Origin of the sequence: Martelella mediterranea DSM 17316, from assembly GCF_002043005.1 — a bacterium.
Taxonomy (GTDB): domain Bacteria; phylum Pseudomonadota; class Alphaproteobacteria; order Rhizobiales; family Rhizobiaceae; genus Martelella; species Martelella mediterranea.
The window spans coordinates 3,991,893-4,007,905 of sequence record NZ_CP020330.1 but is presented as its reverse complement, the minus strand read 5'-3'; the positions used below and the strand labels follow the sequence as shown (position 1 = coordinate 4,007,905).

The window sequence follows — 16,013 nt, the reverse complement described above, 5'->3', positions numbered from 1 at the left end:
AATGGCGAACCTGTTTCATGATCTCAGTATCGGGCTCGCTGTCGCCTTTTCGCTAAACGGCCTCCTCTACTGCTTCCTGGGCGTATTCCTCGGAACGTTCATCGGCGTGCTTCCCGGCATCGGCATCATGGCAACGCTTGCCATGCTGATGCCGATCACTTTCCATCTCGACCCGAATTATGCGCTCATCATGCTGGCGGGCATCTATTATGGCGCGTCCTTTGGCGGGTCGACCGCCTCGATTCTCATGAACCTGCCGGGAACGGCCACCAGCGCCGTCACCAGCATCGACGGATATCCGATGGCCCAGCAGGGCCGCGCCGGACAGGCCCTGTTCATGACGGCGATCGCCTCCTTCGTGGGCAGCCTGATCGGCGTTCTTCTGCTGGCGGGATTTTCGGTTCCTCTGGCGCGCGTGGCGCTGCGCTTCGGTCCCCAGGAATATGTGGCATTGATGGCGCTCGGCCTGATCGCGGCTTCCGTCATCGGAGCGGGTCGGTCAATTCGCTCCCTCGCGTCCGTGTCGCTCGGACTGGCCCTGGGTCTGATCGGCCTTGATCTCAACAGCGGCGTCGCCCGCTTCACCTTCGGCCAGCCCTTTCTGTTCGACGGCCTGCCGCTCGTCGCCGTCGCAATCGGACTTTTCGGTCTTCCCGAAATCATTGCCAATGCCGGGCGCGAGTCCATGCCGAAGGTCAATCAGGCCAGGATCCGCATGAAGGACATGATGCCGACGCGTGAAGACTGGAAGCGCTCGACCATGCCCATGCTGCGCGGGTCGGGCATCGGCGCCTTCTTCGGAGCCTTGCCCGGCACTGGCGGGCTGGTCGCGACGTTCGTTTCCTACGCGTTTGAGCGCAAGGTCAGCAAACGCCCTGAAGAGTTCGGCAAGGGGGCGATAGAGGGCGTCGCTGCGCCCGAGGCGGCCAACAATGCGGCCGTGCAGGCGGCTTTCATTCCCACGCTCAGCCTCGGCATTCCGGGCGACCCCGTCATGGCGATCATGCTCGGCGTCATGATGGTCCATGGCATCCTGCCGGGGCCGGACGTGATCCAGTCCAAGCCCGATCTCTTCTGGGGCCTCATCGTCAGCTTCGTCATCGGCAACCTCATGCTGCTCGTCCTCAACCTGCCTCTCGTCGGCATGTGGGTGCGGCTTCTCAAGATCCCCTACAATTTCCTTTTTCCCGTCATTGTCGCCCTCACATGCATCGGGATTTACAGCGTAAATTACCAGATTGCCGACATATACATTCTTCTGGCCTTTGGCTTTCTCGGTTGGGGCATGAAGACGCTTGGCTTCGAAGTCGCCCCCCTTCTTCTGGGCTTTGTTCTCGGTCCGATGATCGAGGAGTATTTCCGTCGGGCGCTCGTCGTCTCCGGAGGCGACCTCGGAAGCTTCTTCGAGCGCCCCATCGCAGGAACGATCAGCGTCGTGACAATCGCCATTCTCGTCTGGGCGATTGCTTCAAAGACATGGCAAATGGTGGCGAAACGGCATCCGCGCGAGGTCGGAAATGTCTGAGGCCCGGCCCATCGGCGACAAGGACGGTCTCCGTTTCATCCGCCTTTCCGATCGGCCCGACGATCTCGGCGAAAGCCCGCTATGGGACGCGGAAATGGAATGCCTGTGGTGGATCGACGGGGTCGCGGGTCTGGTCCGCGGACTTGCATTCGAAGCGGAAGAGCCGGCTGCGCGGCACGTGATCCCGGTCGGCGGACATATCGGTTCGATCGCCCTTGCGGATCGGGGACGATTGCTGGTCGCGCGGGATCATGAATTCGTGTTGCTCGATACCGCCACGGCAGCCGTGGGCACACTCCTTGCGCTGTCCGGCATGAGCCCGGACATGCGCCTCAATGACGGCAAGGCGGATCGTCGGGGTCGCTTCATCTGCGCCGGCATGGGCAGGAACCGGGAGCCGATCGGCGATCTGCACCAGATCGATGGCGCGTTGAACCATCGGTGGACCAGGACGGCGTTGCAGATCGGAAACGGTGTCTGCTTCAGCCCCGCCGGGGACTGCCTCTATTTCAGCGACACCCCGCAACGCAAGCTCTTTGCCTGTGACTACGACCCCGATACGGGCCGGATATCCGATCCGCGCCTGCACATCGACACGGCCTCGATCGGGTCGGGCATCGACGGCGCCACCGTGGACCGCGACGGCAATATCTGGGCGGCGTTGATCGGCATTGGCGAAATCGGCTGTTTCGCGCCGGACGGCAGGCTCATCAGGCGCTTTGCGGCGCCCACCGATCTTCCGAGCAGCCTCGCCTTTGGCGGGGCCTCGCTGGACCGTCTCTTCGTCACCTCAATCCGCGATTCACGCACGGGGCGCGCCGTATCGACCCATCCCGATGGCGGCATTGTGTTCGCGATCGATGGTACCGGCGCCACCGGCATTGCCGAAAAGCGGTTTGAACTTTCCACGCAGATATTGAAGTCAGGAACAGACCTATGACGTCTACAGAAAAGACCGAGGCTTTCGGCCCGCTGGCCGGGCTCAGGGTTCTCGATATCGCCACCATCATTGCCGCGCCGTTCGCAGCCTCGCTTCTTGCCGATTTCGGCGCGGACGTGATCAAGCTGGAAATTCCCGCCCATGGCGACGGTCTGCGCGCCTTCCCGCCGTTCAAAGACAACAAACCGCTCTGGTGGAAGGTCACCAACCGTGGCAAGCGGTACGGGACGCTCGATCTGCGCAAGCCGGAGGGCCTCGCGCTGCTGAAGCGCATGGTCGCGGAGAGCGATGTGCTGGTGGAGAATTTTCGTCCGGGCACGCTGGCCAAATGGGGTCTGGACCGCGATACGCTTTGGGCGATCAATCCGAAACTGGTCATCCTCAGGGTCTCGGCCTTCGGCCAGACGGGGCCGAAGGCGGGTCAGGGCGGATTTGCACGGATTTTCGAGGCCATGGGCGGCCTGACCCATATCACCGGTATGCGGGATGGTGCGCCGGTGCATCCCGGCTATCCGATCGCCGATGCCTTCGGCGGTCTGTTCGGCGCGTTTTCCATTCTGGCCGCTCTTTACGGCATCATCAGAAACGGCACAGAGGGCGAGGAGATCGACCTTGCGCTGACGGAGGCGACCTTCCGTCTGCTGGAGAACCTTGCCATCGAATACGATCAGCTCGGGCAGATTCGCGAGCGCGATGGCAACAACAACCAGTACACCGCGCCAGCCAACGTGTTCCGCACCAGCGACAACCGCTATGTGACGGTTACCGGTTCGACGGACAGCATGTTCAAGTGCAACATGCGCGCCATCGGGAGGGCAGACCTGATCGATGATCCGCGGTTTGCGACAAACCGGCAGCGCATGGAGTTTCGCGCCGAACTCGACGAGATTTTCGCAGCCTATATGGAGAGCCACACGCTTGAGGAGACTCTGGCATCGTTCGAACGCGAAAACGGAGCGATCGGCCCGATCTATTCCGTCGAGCAGATTTTCGAAGATGCCCAGGTGCAGGCCCGCGAGGTCGTGACCGCCGTGCCGGATGAGGATTTCGGCACGGTTCGCATGCAGAATGTCGTGCCCCGTCTGACCCGCAACCCCGGACGCATCCGGTGGGCGGCCAAGGAACTTGGCGCCGATACCGATTCCATCCTGGGCGATTTCGGCCTGAGCGCGGAAGAAATTGCGGCTTATCGAGAAAAGAAGGTCGTATGACGATGACCATGCCAGAGGAGCGCCTTGTCCGAATCGAGCGCCTTGGAGAGATTGCCGTTCTGACAATCGACAGGCCCCCCGCAAATGCGCTGTCGCAATCACTGCGGCAGGCGCTCGTCGATGCGCTGAAGTCTGTAAAGGAGGACGCACATATAGCCGGGGCGGTGATCGCCTGCGCGGGTCGAACATTCATTGCCGGCGCCGAAATTTCGGAGCTTGGACAGCCGCTCGAACCCGGCCTGCCGGAGGTGTTGTCCCTGATCGAAAACCTGGGCAAGCCGACCGCGGCCGCCCTGCACGGAACCGCCCTTGGTGGCGGATTCGAGGTTGCGCTTGCCTGCACCTTCCGGATTGCCGGGGCGGATGCGAAGATCGGTCTGCCGGAGGTCACCCTGGGCATTCTGCCCGGTTCTGGCGGCACGGTTCGCACCACCTGGCTTGCGGGAGCGGAAACGGCGCTGCGCCTGGCGGGCAGCGGCGCGATGATGCCGGCAGCCGATGCCCTGGCCGCCGGCCTGATCGATCTGGTCGCCGACGGCGATCCTGTGGCGGCCGCCGTCCAACTCCTGCGGTCGCGCATCGCGGCCAACGACATTCCGGCGGCGCTGTCACACAGGTCGCGACCGATCGCCGTGGATCCCGACCGGCTCGGATCGATTGCGGACGGGCAGCGCAAGACACTCAAATCGCGGGCCCCCGAACGAGTCCTGGACTCTGTGCTTTTCGCCCAGTCCCAGTCTTTCGAAGCGGCGCTTGCCCATGAACGCGCATTGTTTCTCGAGGCGGTCGCAAGCCCGGCCTCGGCGGCCCTGCGCCATCTGTTCTTCGCCGAGCGCGCGGCCGCGCGGGGCGTTGAGGACAAGAGCGTTTCAGCTCGCCAGGTGGAATGTGTGGGTGTGATCGGTTCCGGCACAATGGGTCGCGGTATCGCAATGGCCTTTGCCAATGCCGGTTTTCAGGTGCTGATCTTCGATGCCTCGCCGGAGGCGCTGGAAGCCGGCCTTGCCAGCATTGCCGGCTCCTACGAGCGGATGGTCGAGCGCGGCATGATCGATGCGGCGGCAGCCGAAGCGCGCGTCGGGCTGATCAAGCCGCAGCCTGCGCTGGCGCGCTTTGAGGTCTGTGACCTGATCGTCGAGGCCGTGTTCGAGGACATGCAGGTCAAGCAAGCCATTTTCACTGAACTCGATGCCATCGCAAAGCCCGGCGCGATTCTCGCCACCAACACATCCTATCTCGATGTGAACATCATAGCCGGGGCAACCTCGCGGCCTGCCGATGTCGTGGGTCTGCACTTCTTCTCGCCGGCCCATATCATGAAACTGCTGGAGATCGTCAGGGCGCGTGATACAGCCGCCGACGTCCTCAAGACCGCGAATGCCGTTGCGCGAAGGCTTGGCAAGCAGGCGGTCACTGTCGGCGTCTGCCGCGGCTTCGTCGGCAATCGGATGCTGCAGGCGCGCAACAGGGCCGTGCCGGATCTTCTTTGCGAGGGCGCGGCTCCGGCGGATATCGACCGCGCCTTTCGCGCTTTCGGATGGCCGATGGGGCCATGCGAGATGCAGGACCTGGCCGGCCTCGACATTTCCTGGCGCATGCGGAAAGCCGAGGGGATCAGCGAGCCGATTGCGGATGCGATTTGCGAAAGCGGCCGGATCGGCCGGAAGGCGGGCAAGGGTTGGTACGACTATCCCGATGGCCGCGCCAGTCCCTCGGACGAGGTCGACGCGATCATCGCCGAAGTGGCGCGGGCGCGCGGCGTGAGCCGGCGCAGGATCGGCGATGCCGAAATCATTGCCCGAACCCATGACGCCATGGTCGCCGAGGGGCAAGCCCTGCTCGCCGAGGGCATAGCCCGCAGTGCGTCGGACATCGATGTGGTCTGGGTCAACGGCTACGGATTTCCCAGGGAACTGGGCGGTCCGATGTATTGGAACACCCATCTTCGCAACGGGGCAGAGAACTGATGCACGAAAACGAAACCGCAGTGCGCAGCGAGATCATCGATGGCAATATCAGGCTTGTCACGCTCGATGGTCCGCGGACACGGAACTCCATTGGCCGCGCCCAATATGAGGCGCTGCGGGCCATCATCGTCGATGCCGGCAATGATGCCGCCATTCGCGCCGTCGTTCTGACGGGCGCCGGCGGGTTCTTCTCTTCCGGCGGCAATGTCGGCGCCCTGCAGGAAAGCCGCAGCCAGAATCTGTCCGAAGTCAGCCGCAATACGGATGCGCTCGCGGCGATGATCCTTGCGATCCGCAACTGCCCGACGCCCGTGATCGCGGCTGTCGAGGGCGGAGCGGCGGGGCTTGGCGTTTCGCTCGCTCTCGCATGCGACATGGTCGTCGCCTCGAACGCGGCCAGATTCACCGTCGCCTATGTCAAGATCGGTCTCACGCCCGACGGCGGCGCGACGCATTTCCTCACCGATAGCCTGCCCCGACAACTGGTGTCTGAGCTCTGCATGCTGGGACGACCGGTTTCGGCGGCGCGGCTGCACGCGGCAGGCGCCGTCAACACGCTGTGCGAGGATGGCCACGCGATCGAGGCTGCGCTCGATCTGGCGCGAGCATGTGCGACAGGGGCCAGAGAGGCGATCGCCGTTATCAAGACCGAGATTGCGTCCGCGCGCGAAAACCAACTTGCCGAGCAGATCGACCTGGAAGGACGCAATATCAACAAGGCACGATATGGCAGGGAAGCAGCGGAGGGATTGCAGGCCTTTCTCGAAAAACGCAAGCCGGATTTCCCGAACCGGTAGCCCATTCGCCCCGTCAGACATCGGCTGCCGCCTGGCATGAGGACACGAACATGATCCGCGACCGCAACGCATTGGACACGCTTCTTTCCGAGGTAAACACCTGGGTTCGCACCGTAGCACATCCCGCCGAGGATCAGGTTGCGGCGGAGGACCGGATCCCCGACGCCATTGTTTCGGACATGGCGAAGCGCGGCTATTTCGGCTGGTCGATCCCCGAGGAATATGGCGGACTGGGCCTTACGACCGAAGAACTGATCCTCGCCGCGTTTGAACTCTCGCAATGCGCGGTAGCCTTCCGCGCCCGGGTCGGCACCAACACCGGCATCGGCTCGGAAGCTCTGGTCGCCGACGGAACGGAAGAGCAGAAATCAACCTATCTGCCCCTTCTTGCCAGCGGAGCGATGACCGGCAGTTTTGCGCTCACCGAAGCCGAGGCAGGTTCCGATGCCAGCGCCCTGACAACGTCGGCCCGCCGCGACGGCGACGACTACATCCTCGATGGACGCAAGTGCTATATTACCAATGCGCCGATCGCCGATCTCTTCACGGTGATGGCGCGAACCGATCCGGATACGCCCGGCGCCCGCGGCGTCTCGGCCTTCATCGTCCGGCGCGACAGCCCGGGGCTTGAAACCTCGCCGCCCTACAAGATGATGGGACAGGCGGGTTCGCCGGTGGGTGAAGTGCTCCTCGATTCGGTGCGGGTGCCTGCCCGGAACCTGATCGGCGGCGTAGAGGGCCAGGGCTTTCGAACGGCGATGAAGGTTCTCAACAAACAGCGGATTCACCTCGCCGCATTGTGCACCGGCCCGGCGATCCGGATGCTGGATATGGCTATGGACCACGCTGAAACCCGTCGGCAATCCGGCCAGGCGATCATCGACTTCCAGCTTGTCGCCGCCCTTCTGGCCGATTGCAGAACCGAGATCGAGGCCGCGCGCGCGCTGATCCTGCAAACCGCCCGTGCGCGGGATGATGGCCAGGACATCGCGCTTGAGGCGTCGATTTGCAAATATTTCGCATCCGAAGCCTGTGGCCGTATAGCCGACCGCTGTGTTCAGGTGTTCGGCGGCGCCGGCTATGTGGCGAACTATTCGTCGATCGAGCGCTACTACAGGGATGTCCGCCTCTTCCGCCTCTACGAGGGCACCAGCCAGATCCACCAGCTCAACATCGTCAGGCAGATGCGCAAAAGGCCGAGGGCCTGATCAGGCATGCTGGGCGCGAGGGGGCGCATTGATGAAACCGCAGGCAGGCAAACACATGGGCGATCCGCGACTCGAAATGCTTTTGGACAAAGAGGCCATCCGCGACTGCATCCACCGCTATTGCAGGGGGATCGACCGCGCCGACGAGGCGGCGCTGCTGTCGTCATACTGGCCCGATGCCCATGATTGCCACGGGGCCTATGACGGTCCCGTTTCAGGGTTCTTCGACAGGGTGCGGACCGCCTGGGCCCGGCGGCCGCGCAACATTCACAATGTCGGAAATATCCTGATAACATTTCTGGAGAGCGACAGAGCGGCCGTCGAAACCTATTTCATTGCCTTCCAGCGGGGCCGTGGCGCGGACGGCGTCGAACGCCAGGTGCTGCTTTGCGGCCGCTACTGCGATGTCTTCGAAAAGCGCGCGGAGGAATGGCGGGTGCTGAAACGCACGGTCGTCTACGACTGGGTCGATCATCAGGAGCCGCCGTCCGAGGGAGAGGCCGAACGGTTCGGCCCGCGGCACCCGATCGGCGCGGCCTGGCCCGATGATCCGCTTTACGCCATGCTTTGCGACAATGGATAGGCGCGAGCAAAGGCCTTCTTGAGCGGCCCGACGGAATGAAGCGTTCACGGTTCTCTGACGAGCAGATCATCGGGATTGTGAAGGAGCAGGAGGCAGGTCAGAAGACTGCGCACCGACTTCATGGACGGCAAGTCGGCGCGCTTGCCGCGCAGGACGATGCACCGTCGCGGTTCGTGTTCGGCGACGACGCCCGGCAGTGGGCCGGCGCAAAGGTCGATCGGTTGCGGCACGAGATCGCCCGGTCGGCCGATCACAACTGATGCGATCCGAAGAGAAAGCCGTCTCGATCATTGAAACGGCTCGAACCCTGGGCCTCTTTCCCTTGCCTGGGCGGCGGTCTCGAATCCGGCGGGTTCGCGTTGGCAGTGGTTCGCAGTGCAAGACCTTGCCGCCTGACGTGCATCACGGAGGGCAGGCCCCGGCGAGGATCGACAACCGCAAGCAGCGGGAACCGATGCTTGCGCATGCGGAAAATATGATATTTATAGTCAAGTAAATGTCTGAACCTGATCGAAGCGCAGAAGCGGCTTACGGTATCGTCATGTTCCATCGGCGGCAGCGCATGGGCCAACACTTTGAAAACGGTAACCTGTCTTGACCTATCGGCATTCGATGTTGAGCCATACGAAAGGCATTCGCCCGGTCGCGCCGGTCCAGTGGCGCGGACTTGACGGTCTTGTCGGCGTCTATTGGGAGGCCGAGGGCGATCGGGACGCGAACGCCTATTATCTTTCGCCGGATCCGCGGATCGTCATCTTCTTCAACGATGTCTCGGATTGCATTCGCGTCTCGAACCGCAATGGCGCGTTTTCCGGCCATGAACGGCCGCTGACGCGAGCGATCTACGTACCGGCGGGTGTTCCGATGTGGACGCAGTTCACCGCCCGGCATCGCTTTTCCCATCTCGATCTTCATCTGCATGAGGACAGGCTACTGCGCTTCATCGCGCCATCGCTCGGCGCCTCCGCAGCACGCGCCGTTTTGCGCCGTCCGGCGGAAACCCATGATATCGGTCCGATCGGCACGCTGGCGGGCATGATCGTCGACGAGGTGGCAAATCCCGCCCGCCATTCGCTCTATGCCGAAAGCCTTGTCGGCAGCCTCGCGACCGCGCTGCTGGACATACCCGCCGATGCCGGAGAACGCGCTTCCGGCGGCCGGATCACCGAGGCGCAGATGAACCGGCTGATATCACGTTTCGAAGCATCGCCCCACGCGCGCATGACGGTTGCCGAGATGGCCGAGACCGTCGGGCTTTCGGAAAGCTGGTTTTCGGAAGTCTTCCGGCAGACCACGGGCAAGACGCCGCTGCAATGGCAGCTTGCCAGACGCGTCGAACGCGCGAAAGACCTGCTCGTCGGAAGCGACATCAGCGTTGCCGATGCCGCCACCGAGCTCGGCTTTTCCGATCAGGCGCACCTCACCCGCGTGTTTCGCCAGGTCACCGGAGAAACGCCGGCAGCCTGGCGCAAGTCGGCGCGCCTTAACGCGCGCTGACCCGCTCGCAATGGCGCATCCTTTTTCTCACCATGTCTGGCGCAGCGTCACATAAACCGCGCGGCCCTGATTGTACCAGTCGGCGCCGTAGCCGCCATAGGCGACATATTTCTCGTTGAAGAGGTTGGTGGCATTGACCTGTAGCGTCGTGTGTTCCGCGACATCATAGCTGAAGGCCGCGTCGAAAGTGATGTTGGGATCGGATTTGACCTTGTTGTCCTCGCCGAAATAATAGGAGCTCTGGTAGCGCGCGCCGAGGCCGAAGGTCATGTCGCCGCGCCGGCCTTCGCCTTCCAGCGTATAATCCACCCACAGGGAAGCGACATTGTTCGGGACGAAACCGAGTTCGTTGCCGACATTGCCGCTCGTGCCGTTTTCGACGATGTCCGACATCATGTAGGAATAGGCCGCCGTGAGGCTGAAATTGTGCGGCAGTTCGGCCTTGGCTTCCAGATCGATACCGCGCACCCGCGCCTCGCCGATCGATTCCTGCATGCTGGTCGCGGGATTGGTGACCGTGATGTTGGTCTTGGTCAGATCATAGACCGAGGCGCTGAGCAGGGCCGGGAAGGCGAGCGGGGCGTATTTGACGCCGACCTCATACTGCTCGCCGCGCTCCGGATCGATCCCGAGCGTTGGCGGCGCCACCGACTGGGCATAGCTCGCATAGGTCGAGACTTCGTCGGTGATCCGGTAGGTCAGCCCCGCGCGGCCGGTGAACTCGCTGTAGTCGCCGCTGGTCGTGATGCCGGTGAGCTGGTTGCGCTGTTCCAGATCCAGCCAGTCGTTGCGCAGGCCGACCGAGGCGATCAGCTTTTCGGAGAAGGTCAGCTCCTGCTGCAGGTAGACCGAAGTCGTGTTCTGGTCGTTCTTCGTGCTGGCATAGGGCCCGCTGTAGTTCGGGCCGCCGGAATAGACCGGGTTGGTCCAGTCAATGCCCGGCGCGACATCGTAATAGCTGTCATTGGTGCCGGAGAAGGTCTGGTACTGCAGGCCCGCAAGCGTGCGGCTTTCGACATTGGCAAAGGACGTGTCGTACTGGAAATGCGCGTCGATGACGAAATCGTCATAGTCGCGGGCGCTGCCGAAGTAATAGCGGTCGGCGATCGTGTCGCCGTTGTCGACCGGCTCATAGACATAGGCATAGCCGAAACCGGTCTCGGAACTTGCATAGCGCGCCCGCGAGCTGAAGGTCAGTCCCGAGCCGAAATCGTGGTCGAACATCCAGGTGACGGTGTTGCGGGTCACATCGTTGTAATTGTAGTCCGGCTCGCCGAGGTAGAAGCTGCGGTCGAAATCCGAGCCGATCGGATGTCCGCCGCCACCCGGCGTACCATCGGTGTCGAGATAGTCGTAGATCAGCGTCATCGTCGTGGCATCGTCGATGCGCCACGTCAGACCGCCCATGATGAAGCTCTCGTCATCATTGGAATAGTCGTATTCCGCGTCGGCGTTCTGAAACTTGCCGGTGAGGCGATAGGAAAGCGTGTCATCCTCGGTAATGTTGTCGCCGAAGTCGAAGCCCACCTCGGCGTGGTCGTAGGAGCCGCCGGTGATATAAGCCTCGCCGAAGCGCTCGCTCCGCGGCGTCTTGGACACGAAATTCACCGTGCCGCCCGGATCGGAGACGCCGAAGATCGTCGAATCGGCGCCCTTGAGCACCTCCACCCGCTCGAACGCATAAGGCTCCTCGCGCACGCCCCCGAAGGGCGAACCGAGCGGAAGGCCGTCGCGGTAGGTATATGCGTCGAAGCCGCGGATCTTGTAGAAATCGAAGCGATCGTCGGAGCCGTAGAAGTCGGTGGTCACGCCGGCGGTGTAATCGAGCACCTGTTCCACCGTCTGGGCGTCGCGCTGCTGGATTTCCTTGGACGTGATCACGGAGACCGAAGCCGCAGTATCGAGGAAATCGGTCGCCAGCTTGCCGCCGCCGGTATTGCCGAAGGAAACGATCGAGCTGGCATCGCTGGCGCCATAGCCGTCAACCGAAACGAAGACCGGGTCCAGAACCGTGACGTCGCCGCTTTCGGCATCCAGGTTCTCCGCCTGCTCCTGGGCCTGAAGGGGCAGAGGGACCGCGACAAGCGCCGTGCAGCCGAGAAGAAAAGCAAGCCTGTAGCCCCTTAGAGAAGCCCGTCCGGCCAGATTGCGTATTGAATAATTCATGCTCAGTTTCCAGAAATCGCGTCCCGCAGATTGACAACCGATGCGGCGCGTCCGTCAGCGCGGTGTCGGCGGCGTAGCTGTCATATTCGATCCGAAAATACATGATTATTTTAGTCCAGTATTGTATATTTTCCGGTTTTTGAAGGATCCTCCTGTGCCTGCACTTGTCTGGGGGGGGCGGGCGGGTGCGTCGCTTGACCTCGTCCGTTAAACATGAAAGCTAGCGTCAACTTTAAGCGATCAAAGAGGTCGTCATGCTGCGCTTGTTCCTTTTTTCCCTCCTGGTCATGACAGCCACACTTCGGTTCCTCGCGGATGATGCCGCTTTCGCGGGCGAGCCCCTTGCCGAACCGATCATCGTCCACCATGCCTTCGGCGAGACCGTGATCACCGAGAAGCCGGAGCGGGTCGCAACCGTTGCCTGGGCCAATCACGAGGTGCCGCTGGCGCTCGGCGTTGTGCCGGTCGGCTTCGCCGCGGCCAATTTCGGCGATGATGACGGCGACGGGCTGTTGCCCTGGGTCGCTGCGAGGCTCGATGAACTCGGGGCCGACACGCCCGCGCTGTTCGACGAGGGCGATGGCATCGATTTCGAGGCTGTGGCCGCTGTCAGGCCCGACGTCATCCTCGCTGCCTATTCCGGTCTTACCCGCAGCGAATATGACACGCTGAGCCAGATCGCGCCGGTCGTGGCCTATCCGGAGGCGCCCTGGGCGACGAACTGGCGCGACATGATCCGCCTCAACAGCGCAGGGCTCGGCATGCCCGAGGAAGGCGAGGCGCTGATCGCGCGGATCGAGGCCGAGATTGCCGCCGAGGTCGCCGAATACCCGGAGCTTCGGGGCAAGAAGGCGATGTTCATCACCCATCTCGACGCCACCGACCTCAGCGTCGTGAATTTCTATACGACGCACGATACCCGGGTGCAGTTCTTCGGCGATCTCGGGCTGGAAGCCCCCGAAAGCGTGATCGCGGCCTCGAAGGACGGCAGCTTTGCCGGGTCGATCAGCGTCGAGCGCATCGATGCCTTCGACGACGTCGATATTGTCGTTACCTATGGCGACGATACGCTTCTCAAGGCCATGCGGCAGAATCCGGTTTTCCGGCACATGCCGGCTGTCGAAAACGGCGCTGTCGTCATGCTAGGCCGCAATCCCCTCGGCACGGCGGCCAACCCGACCCCGCTTTCGATCTCGTATGTACTTGATGACTATGTGGCAAAGCTTGCCGCAGCGGCCAGAAAGTCAACCGCTAAGCCAGAATGAGGCGGCAGGTTACGATAGCCTCCGGCCTTGGTGGCGGCGGGAAAGTGTTCTGGCTGACCGTGGCCGTTCTCGCTGTCGTCGTTCTGGCGGCGGCCTCGCTGGCGATCGGCACGCGCGGCGTGTCTTTTTCCGACATCGCCGCCGCCATTGCCGGGCATGATGAAACGATCGGCGAAGCCGTGGTGGCGATGCGCATTCCGCGCACGGCGCTTGCCGTGCTGGCAGGGGCCGCGCTCGGGCTTTCCGGCGCGCTGATGCAGGGCATCACCCGCAATCCGTTGGCCGATCCCGGCATTTTCGGCGTCAATACGGGCGCGGCGCTGGCGGTGGTCATCGGCGTGGCCTGGTTCAATATCAGCTCCTCCAACGCCTATATCTGGACCGCGATCCTCGGCGCGGGCATCACCGCCGTCTTCGTCTATCTGGTCGGCTCGCTCGGCCGCGGCGGGGCGACGCCGCTGAAGCTGACGCTTGCGGGAGCGGCAACCTCGATCGCGTTTGCTTCGCTGGTCATGGCGATCGTGCTGCCGAGAGGCGACATCGCCGGCGGCATCCGCTCCTGGCAGATCGGCGGCGTCGGTGGGGCCACATTTTCGCGCATCCTTCCGGTTCTGCCGTTCCTTGTCGTCGGTCTCGCGCTCGCCTTCATCTCCGCGCGCAAGCTCAACGCCATGGCGCTGGGCGACGAACTGGCCGCCGGCCTCGGGGAAAACGTCGCCCTCGGCCGCGCCGTTGCCGCGGTTTCGGCGGTTCTCCTGTGCGGGGCGACGACGGCGGTGTGCGGGCCGATCGGCTTTGTCGGCCTCGTGGTGCCACATGCCTGCCGCCTGATCGTCGGCGTCGATCACCGCTGGCTCCTGCCGTTTTCAGCCCTTGGCGGCGGTATCCTGCTTCTGGCGAGCGATATCATCGGCCGCATCGCCGGCCGCCCCGGCGAGGTCGATGTCGGCATCATCACCGCGCTGGTCGGCGGGCCGGTCTTCATCTGGATCGTCAGGCGTCAACAGGTGCGTGAACTGTGACGGATCTTTCCCCGACATTCCGGCTCGTCAGCGCGACAAGAGCCCGCCGCGCCCGGCATCGGCGGTTTTTCCTGGCGCTGTTTCTCGCCCTGCTCGCGGCGTTCTTCGCGCTGACGCTGATGCTCGGCCAATCTTTCGCGCCGCCGCGCGATGTCCTGCGCGTGCTCATGGGCGGAGATGTGCCGGGCCTCTCCTTCACCGTCGGCCAGTTGCGTCTGCCGCGCGCCGTGCTTGCCATTCTTGCGGGCGCAAGCTTCGGTCTTGGCGGCGTCGCCTTCCAACTCATGTTGCGCAACCCGCTGGCAAGCCCGGACATTATCGGCATCAGCTCCGGGGCGAGTGCCGCGGCGGTATTTGCGATCGTGGTGCTGTCGCTGGATGGGCCCGTGGTCTCGGTCTTTGCCGTTGCCGCCGGGCTCGGCGTGGCGCTGCTGGTCTACGGGCTTGCGGCGAAGAACGGCGTTGCCGGCACGCGGCTGATCCTCGTCGGCATCGGCGTCTCCTCGATGCTCGAAAGCGTGATCGCCTATGTTCTCTCGCGCGCGCCGATGTGGGATCTGCAGGAGGCGATGCGCTGGCTGACCGGCAGCACCAACGGTGCGCGGCTCGATCAGGCAATGCCGCTTGCGATCAGCCTCGTCCTGCTCGGGGGCCTGCTCCTCAGCCGGACGCGCGATCTCGAAACGCTGCGGCTTGGCGACGACACGGCTGCCGCGCTCGGCGTTGGCGTCGCGCGCACGCGGCTCCTGATCACCATCGCGGCGGTTGGCCTGATTGCGATCGCGACCGCGATCACCGGGCCGATCGCCTTCGTGGCCTTCCTGTCGGGGCCGATCGCGGCGCGGATCATGCGTAACAACGGCTCGCTGCTGGTGCCCGCAGCGCTGGTGGGCGCGTGCCTCGTGCTTGTGGCGGACTATACCGGGCAGTTCCTTCTTCCCGCCCGCTATCCGGTCGGCGTCGTCACCGGTGCGCTTGGAGCGCCCTATCTCATCTACCTGATCATCCGGGTCAACAGAGGTTCGCTATGATCCAGCATACCCTTGGCGCCCAAGGAATCTTCGCCGGCTATGGCGACCGGACCATCCTCGAAGACCTCAGCTTCGACGTGCCGCCGAACAAGATCACGGCGATTGTCGGAGCCAATGCCTGCGGCAAGTCGACCCTGCTCAAGACGCTGTCGCGGCTTCTGACGCCGAAGCGCGGAGAGGTCTTGCTCGACGGCAAGGCCATCCACCGCACACCGACGAAATTACTGGCACGCTCGCTGGGCCTGCTCCCGCAGTCGCCACTGGCCCCGGAGGGGATTACGGTTTCGGATCTCGTCAGCCGGGGACGCCATCCTCACCAGACCATGTTTTCGCGGTGGAGTGCCGCGGATGACCAGGCGGTTGCCCTTGCGCTCGACACGACCGGAACCGCGGACCTTGCCGACCGCGCCGTCGACGAACTTTCCGGCGGCCAGCGCCAGCGGGTCTGGATCGCCATGGTGCTGGCCCAGCAGACCGATATCCTGCTGCTCGACGAACCGACCACCTTTCTCGACATCAGCCATCAGGTCGAGGTGCTGGATCTGCTGACCGACCTGAATCGTAAGAACGGAACCACCATCGTCATGGTGCTGCACGACCTGAACCTTGCGGCCCGCTACGCCGACCATCTGGTCGCGATGAAGGCGGGGCGGCTGCATGTCGCCGGCACGCCCGAAACCGTTCTGACCGAAGACCACATCAGGGAGATTTTCGGCCTCGAAAGCAGGATCGTCACCGATCCGGTATCCGCGCGACCGATGATGCTGCCGATGGGACGCCATCACAGCGGCACGTTATGAA

At 63.4% G+C, this 16,013-nt stretch carries 14 protein-coding genes; 13 read left to right on the top strand and 1 reads right to left on the bottom strand.

Translation table 11 applies throughout. From position 1 onward, the window contains the following. The first annotated feature begins 1 nt into the window (after nt 1). From Mame_RS18660 to Mame_RS18615, 9 genes are all read left to right on the top strand, one after another. Entirely contained in the window at nt 2–1,525 is a 1,524-nt protein-coding gene (locus Mame_RS18660; protein ID WP_018066676.1) for a tripartite tricarboxylate transporter permease, read from the top strand. Beyond that, nucleotides 1,518–2,465: an SMP-30/gluconolactonase/LRE family protein gene (locus Mame_RS18655; protein WP_018066677.1), complete on the top strand. Its 948-nt coding sequence runs from the start codon at nt 1,518–1,520 to the stop codon at nt 2,463–2,465. Before Mame_RS18660 ends, Mame_RS18655 begins: the two co-directional genes overlap by 8 nt. Next, entirely contained in the window at nt 2,462–3,676 is a 1,215-nt protein-coding gene (locus Mame_RS18650) for a CaiB/BaiF CoA transferase family protein (protein WP_018066678.1), read from the top strand. Before Mame_RS18655 ends, Mame_RS18650 begins: the two co-directional genes overlap by 4 nt. After that, nucleotides 3,673–5,643, top strand: a complete 1,971-nt coding sequence (locus tag Mame_RS18645) for a 3-hydroxyacyl-CoA dehydrogenase NAD-binding domain-containing protein (RefSeq protein ID WP_018066679.1) — start codon at nt 3,673–3,675, stop codon at nt 5,641–5,643. Before Mame_RS18650 ends, Mame_RS18645 begins: the two co-directional genes overlap by 4 nt. Then, nucleotides 5,643–6,440 (top strand): oxepin-CoA hydrolase, alternative type, encoded by a 798-nt coding sequence (locus Mame_RS18640; RefSeq protein WP_018066680.1) that lies wholly within the window; start codon nt 5,643–5,645, stop codon nt 6,438–6,440. The genes Mame_RS18645 and Mame_RS18640 overlap by 1 nt, the downstream gene beginning before the upstream one ends. Before the next feature lie 50 nt (nt 6,441–6,490). Further along, complete coding sequence (locus Mame_RS18635; protein ID WP_018066681.1) at nt 6,491–7,648, top strand: acyl-CoA dehydrogenase family protein; 1,158 nt, start codon at nt 6,491–6,493, stop codon at nt 7,646–7,648. A 55-nt stretch (nt 7,649–7,703) separates the two neighbouring features. Continuing rightward, complete coding sequence (locus Mame_RS18630; protein WP_018066682.1) at nt 7,704–8,231, top strand: nuclear transport factor 2 family protein; 528 nt, start codon at nt 7,704–7,706, stop codon at nt 8,229–8,231. A gap of 35 nt (nt 8,232–8,266) precedes the next feature. Beyond that, nucleotides 8,267–8,491, top strand: a complete 225-nt coding sequence (locus tag Mame_RS27770; protein ID WP_018066683.1) for a hypothetical protein — start codon at nt 8,267–8,269, stop codon at nt 8,489–8,491. A gap of 352 nt (nt 8,492–8,843) precedes the next feature. Then, complete coding sequence (locus Mame_RS18615; RefSeq protein WP_033410888.1) at nt 8,844–9,728, top strand: helix-turn-helix domain-containing protein; 885 nt, start codon at nt 8,844–8,846, stop codon at nt 9,726–9,728. Between the two features lie 27 nt (nt 9,729–9,755). Here Mame_RS18615 and Mame_RS18610 read toward each other — a convergent pair whose 3' ends face one another. After that, nucleotides 9,756–11,894, bottom strand: a complete 2,139-nt coding sequence (locus tag Mame_RS18610) for a TonB-dependent siderophore receptor (protein ID WP_018066686.1) — start codon at nt 11,892–11,894, stop codon at nt 9,756–9,758. A 254-nt stretch (nt 11,895–12,148) separates the two neighbouring features. On the opposite strand from Mame_RS18610, the gene Mame_RS18605 reads away from it, so the two are divergent. From Mame_RS18605 to Mame_RS18590, 4 genes are read left to right on the top strand one after another with little or no spacing between them, the layout of a single operon-like run. Further along, nucleotides 12,149–13,159 (top strand): iron-siderophore ABC transporter substrate-binding protein, encoded by a 1,011-nt coding sequence (locus Mame_RS18605; RefSeq protein WP_018066687.1) that lies wholly within the window; start codon nt 12,149–12,151, stop codon nt 13,157–13,159. Then, nucleotides 13,156–14,181 (top strand): FecCD family ABC transporter permease, encoded by a 1,026-nt coding sequence (locus Mame_RS18600; protein WP_018066688.1) that lies wholly within the window; start codon nt 13,156–13,158, stop codon nt 14,179–14,181. Before Mame_RS18605 ends, Mame_RS18600 begins: the two co-directional genes overlap by 4 nt. Next, a complete protein-coding gene (locus Mame_RS18595; protein ID WP_018066689.1) occupies nt 14,178–15,212 on the top strand; it encodes a FecCD family ABC transporter permease in 1,035 nt (344 codons plus the stop codon). The genes Mame_RS18600 and Mame_RS18595 overlap by 4 nt, the downstream gene beginning before the upstream one ends. Beyond that, nucleotides 15,209–16,012, top strand: a complete 804-nt coding sequence (locus Mame_RS18590; RefSeq protein WP_018066690.1) for an ABC transporter ATP-binding protein — start codon at nt 15,209–15,211, stop codon at nt 16,010–16,012. Before Mame_RS18595 ends, Mame_RS18590 begins: the two co-directional genes overlap by 4 nt. The last annotated feature ends 1 nt before the right edge of the window (nt 16,013 follow it).

Coding starts and splice junctions, on each gene's coding strand:
- Mame_RS18635 (WP_018066681.1), top strand. CDS start 6,491: ATGATCCGCGACCGCAACGCATTGGACACGCTTCTTTCCGAGGTAAAC.
- Mame_RS18610 (WP_018066686.1), bottom strand. CDS start 11,894: ATGAATTATTCAATACGCAATCTGGCCGGACGGGCTTCTCTAAGGGGC.
- Mame_RS18650 (WP_018066678.1), top strand. CDS start 2,462: ATGACGTCTACAGAAAAGACCGAGGCTTTCGGCCCGCTGGCCGGGCTC.
- Mame_RS18630 (WP_018066682.1), top strand. CDS start 7,704: ATGGGCGATCCGCGACTCGAAATGCTTTTGGACAAAGAGGCCATCCGC.
- Mame_RS18600 (WP_018066688.1), top strand. CDS start 13,156: ATGAGGCGGCAGGTTACGATAGCCTCCGGCCTTGGTGGCGGCGGGAAA.
- Mame_RS18590 (WP_018066690.1), top strand. CDS start 15,209: ATGATCCAGCATACCCTTGGCGCCCAAGGAATCTTCGCCGGCTATGGC.
- Mame_RS18615 (WP_033410888.1), top strand. CDS start 8,844: ATGTTGAGCCATACGAAAGGCATTCGCCCGGTCGCGCCGGTCCAGTGG.
- Mame_RS27770 (WP_018066683.1), top strand. CDS start 8,267: ATGAAGCGTTCACGGTTCTCTGACGAGCAGATCATCGGGATTGTGAAG.
- Mame_RS18655 (WP_018066677.1), top strand. CDS start 1,518: ATGTCTGAGGCCCGGCCCATCGGCGACAAGGACGGTCTCCGTTTCATC.
- Mame_RS18660 (WP_018066676.1), top strand. CDS start 2: ATGGCGAACCTGTTTCATGATCTCAGTATCGGGCTCGCTGTCGCCTTT.
- Mame_RS18640 (WP_018066680.1), top strand. CDS start 5,643: ATGCACGAAAACGAAACCGCAGTGCGCAGCGAGATCATCGATGGCAAT.
- Mame_RS18605 (WP_018066687.1), top strand. CDS start 12,149: ATGCTGCGCTTGTTCCTTTTTTCCCTCCTGGTCATGACAGCCACACTT.
- Mame_RS18645 (WP_018066679.1), top strand. CDS start 3,673: ATGACGATGACCATGCCAGAGGAGCGCCTTGTCCGAATCGAGCGCCTT.